4 protein-coding genes are annotated in these 4,275 nt (G+C 41.4%); all 4 read right to left on the reverse strand.

Annotation, left to right across the window (positions count from 1 at the left end):
• The coding region (mutM, locus tag Q8N22_01660) for a DNA-formamidopyrimidine glycosylase (protein MDP3052645.1) at window positions 1–731 on the reverse strand (731 nt) is incomplete at its 3' end.
• A gap of 214 nt (window positions 732–945) precedes the next feature.
• On the reverse strand, window positions 946–2,274 hold the full coding sequence (locus tag Q8N22_01665; GenBank protein MDP3052646.1) for an ATP-binding protein: 1,329 nt from the start codon (window positions 2,272–2,274) through the stop codon (window positions 946–948).
• A complete protein-coding gene (locus tag Q8N22_01670) occupies window positions 2,255–3,763 on the reverse strand; it encodes a DNA polymerase (GenBank protein ID MDP3052647.1) in 1,509 nt (502 codons plus the stop codon). Before Q8N22_01670 ends, Q8N22_01665 begins: the two co-directional genes overlap by 20 nt.
• On the reverse strand, window positions 3,754–4,275 hold a 522-nt coding region (locus Q8N22_01675; GenBank protein ID MDP3052648.1), incomplete at its 5' end, for a 5'-3' exonuclease H3TH domain-containing protein. The genes Q8N22_01670 and Q8N22_01675, both read right to left, overlap by 10 nt.

Genomic DNA, 4,275 nt, shown 5'->3' on the forward strand with positions numbered 1-4,275 from the left:
AGAAATTTCGCGAAATTGCCTTTTTCGCCGGACGGCCGGCGGTAATCGGAAACGCTGGTGCCTTTGGCTTTTATCGCTTTTGTTAAAATTTTCTTGATTGCCGAATAAAGTATTTTAGTTTCTTTTGCTTTTAGTTTTTGAGTTTCTCTAAGCGGCGAAATTTTCGCTTCAAACAAAATTTCATCGGAATAGATATTGCCGATGCCGGCGATTTTATTCTGGTCTAAAAGAACTTTTTTGATTTTGCCTCTGGATTTTTCGAGAATTTCCCTGAATTTTTCCAAAGTGAATTCCTTACTGAAAGGTTCCGGCCCTAATTTTTGGTAATCCGGATAAGCTTTCAAATCAGGGATGAAAGCTACCTTGGCAAATTTTCTTAAATCCGACAAAGCTAAAATTCCCTTGTCTAAATAAAGAATAAAATGAATATAAGGATTTTTTACCCCGTTAGAAATGCGATTTCTAACGGGGTTTATTTCGGTTCCATATAAAAGCGAACCTGTCATTTTTTGATGGACGAGGATATATTTGCCCGAACCGAGTTTTATGATTATGTTTTTCCCCCGGCGGCTGATTTGTTTAATAGTTTGGCCGGTTACTCCTCTTTTAAACGTCAAAAAATCCGGCTTGAATAATTTTTCAACATCCGTCCAAACTTTAAGAATTTTTCTGCCAATAATTTTACTTCTTAATTCCCTGACGGTAGTTTCTACCTCTGGAAGCTCGGGCATAATAAAATTATACCACTACAAATTAAAAACTTTTCTGTAACCAACCTAAAATCCAAGAGCAAACCGAACTTGTCTGAGAAAATATCCCGCAGGCGCTGAAAGCTTGGTTTCGCCGCAGGCGAATTTCAGCGCCGAGGGAAAAGAAAATTTTGCCGCTGGAGCAAAATTATTCTGGTTTTCGAAGGCAAGTTTGGTTTGCGAAATAGAAAACTCCTTACTCCTCCTCATAGAAGACCTCTGTCGGCGGGATTAATTTGGGGTCGGTCGGCAAGGTGAAATAGAAAGTACTGCCCCGGCCCACCTCTGATTCGGCCCAAATTTCCCCGCCGTGCCGGCGAATGATGTTTTTGGCGATATAAAGCCCCAGGCCACTGCCAACGGTATTGGCCACATTACCGCTCCGGTAAAACTTCGTGAAAAGTTTATTAATTTCATTACTCGGAATACCCGTACCGGTATCTTTGATACTGACTTGGGCAAAAGGTTTATCGGGGAGTTTTTCTATTTTAACGACCACTTCGCCGTTTTCAATATTGTATTTTATGGCGTTATCCAAAAGATTATTGAAAACCGTTCCCAGTTTTTGAGAATCAATTCTGACGACAATGGGTTCGGCCGGTTTATCAAAATAAAGCTTCACGCCGAATTTCTTGGCTATAAGATTAGCCGAAGCTAAAATATCCGTCGCAAATTCCGTCAGATTGACGTTTTCCAATTGATAGCCGAATTTCCCCTCTTCTATTTTAGCCACGGCAAGCAAGTCGTTGACTATTTTCGCCAATCGCTGGACGCTAGTATAGGCCTCGTCAATTATTTGTTTGGATTCGGGCTTTAAATCCGAATCTTTATTTAAAGTTTCAAGCGCCCAGCTGATGCCGGTCAAAGGCGTCCTTAACTGATGAGCGGCCACGGTGATGAACTCGCTTTTTGACTGAAGCAATCCTTTTTCCCGGGTGCGATTCTGGACTATTTTGAAAAAACCCAAAAGACGGCCGGCGGGATCGTCAACCCGGCTGGTCATAACTCTTAAAGCCAGATTTTCAAATGACAAATCAACAATCTGCGGCCAGACATCGGGCTCAGAGAGCCGCCGGCTGGCTTGGGCCAAAGACGGGAAAACCGCCTGCGCTAAAAGCCGATATTTCGGATTCTGGACAAAACCCGGATTAAAATATTGGCCCAGAATTTCTTTTCCGGTAACCTCAAAAATCGCTTCCGCCGCTTTGTTAAAAATCTGGATTTTAAATTGCGGGTCGTAGACAATCAGCCCATCCTTGAGATTTTCAACAATACCCTGAAGCTGGTTGCGTTCAACTTTTACTTCCCAATTGGAACGGGCCAAACGCAGATTGCTGGCGAAAATAACCGAAGCGATGACGATAAATATCCCCAGAATAATCAAAGCCCAGATGCCTTTCAAAAAAATAAGATTGATTATCGCCGCCACCGCGATTAAAAACAAAAGAACCCAGAAAGGCCGCATTTCCGGCAAACCGCAGTAAAATTTCAACTGCCTGAAATATCTAATTATTTTGGTTTTCATGATTTTTTAATTCTCCCCAGTTTTTGCCGATTTTCACGTCAACTTTCAAAGGAACATCCAGTTTTAAAACCCCTTCCATCGTTTTTTTAATCAAATCAGCTATTTTATTCAGGATATCATCTCTGATTTCAAACAACAATTCATCGTGGATTGAGAGCAAAAGATTGGTTCCGTCGCCCAATTGATAAGTTTTTATCATCGCCATTTTGATAATGTCGGCGGCCAAACTCTGAATAGGCATATTAATGGCGGCTCGCTCTTCTTCGGATTGAAATCGCGAATCCGGCGAAGTCATTTCCAAAAACCAGCGGCGCCGGCCGTTAAGATTTTTGACATAACCGAAAGCTCTGGCTTCTGCTTTAACCTCTTCTTGCCAAATTCTTACTTTCGGAAAATCGGAAAAATATTCATCAATGAAATTTCGGGCTTTTTCTTTGCTCAAGCCGGCGGTTCGGGCGAAAGCATCGGCGCCTATTCCGTAAATTATTCCAAAATTAAGGGTCTTGCCCACCTGCCGCATTGTCGGTGTTACTTTGTCCAAATGAGTATTAAAAACATTGCTGGCGGTCAGCTTATGAATATCCTGATTTTCAAAAAATGCCTTCTTGAGTTTTTCATCTTGCGAAACCGAAGCTAAAATTCTTAATTCAATCTGGGAATAATCAAAAGCCGCCAAAGAGAATCCGGGCTTGGCTTTGAAAGCCCCTCTAAGCTTGGAAGCCCACGTTGTTCCTGTCGGGATATTCTGAACATTGGGCTTTTCCGAACTTAACCGGCCGGTAGCGGTGCCGGTTTGGTTAAAAGTGGTGCGTAAGCGGTTATCGCTTCCCAAATAATCAATAATCGGCTCCACAAAACCGGATTTTATTTTGAATAATTCGCGATATTCCAAAACAAAATCAATAATGGGATTGCCCTCTTTTAAAGTGTTGAGATATTGCGCTTCGGTGGAAATTTTTCTGCTCTTGCCGATTTTCATTTTTCCAAACAGAACTTCGGATAATTGTTTCGGTGAATTCAGGTTGAAAACCGAACCCGACAATTTATAAATTTTTTCTTCCAGTTTTTTAACTTCTTTTTCTAATTCTTTCTTGAGATTAATAAGGGCTGTTTTGTTCACTAAAATTCCTTTTTCTTCCATCCCTGCCAAAACTTTTATCAAAGGCATTTCAATTTTTTCAAAAACTTTTACCAGCTCAAATTCCTTTATTTTCTTGTCCAAAAAATCAAAAAGCGCGGTGAAAACCTCGCGGGTCTCCGGCATCCAACGCCTTAAAAACCGCCGACTCAAGGCCTCTAAAGAATAATCTTTCTGGTCGGGGTCAAGCAACCAGCCGGCGATTTTCAAATCAAAAATCGGGTCGGACAATCCCAGGTTTTCTTTTTTTAATTCTTTAATTAAAGATTTTAAATCAAATCCGATTTTAAGCTCGGCAGAAACCAGTTTCTTTTTGTTTTTGACGGCTTCCTCTTTGTTTATTAAAAACATAATTTTTGCTGATTGTTTTTTGGTTCGGGTTTGTCGGGCTTGTCGGTTTTGTCCGGAGATTTTTGGCCGGAAATTCTGGCAATCAAACTTTGGAAACCCAGTTGGCGAAAATATTCAAAAAGCGGTTCGCCTAAATCCCGGCACTCCAAATCCTCCAATAAAACCGGCATATCTATATCCTGGTCAAGCAGAACCAGTTTTTTGGAAAAAAACGCCTGCTCCTCATTGTCCAAAAGTTTCTGAAAAAGTTTCCGGTCTTTTTTGGGAAATTCTTCCAGTTTTTTTGACTTTAATTTCTGATAAAGATTGTCCAAACTGCAATATTCCACCAACAAGCGGCTGGCGGTCTTCGGCCCGATTCCCGGCACGCCTAAGATATTATCGGATTTATCACCGACCAAACCCTTATAATCCGGCAATTGCTCGGGGTTCAAGCCATAGCGCTCCTGCACGGCTTTTTTGTCATAAACCATAATTTCACTTACGCCTTTTTTCGGGGTCTCTACCTCCAC

This window comes from bacterium, assembly GCA_030693325.1.
Taxonomy (GTDB): Bacteria; Patescibacteriota; Minisyncoccia; order UBA6257; family MFKM01; genus MFKM01.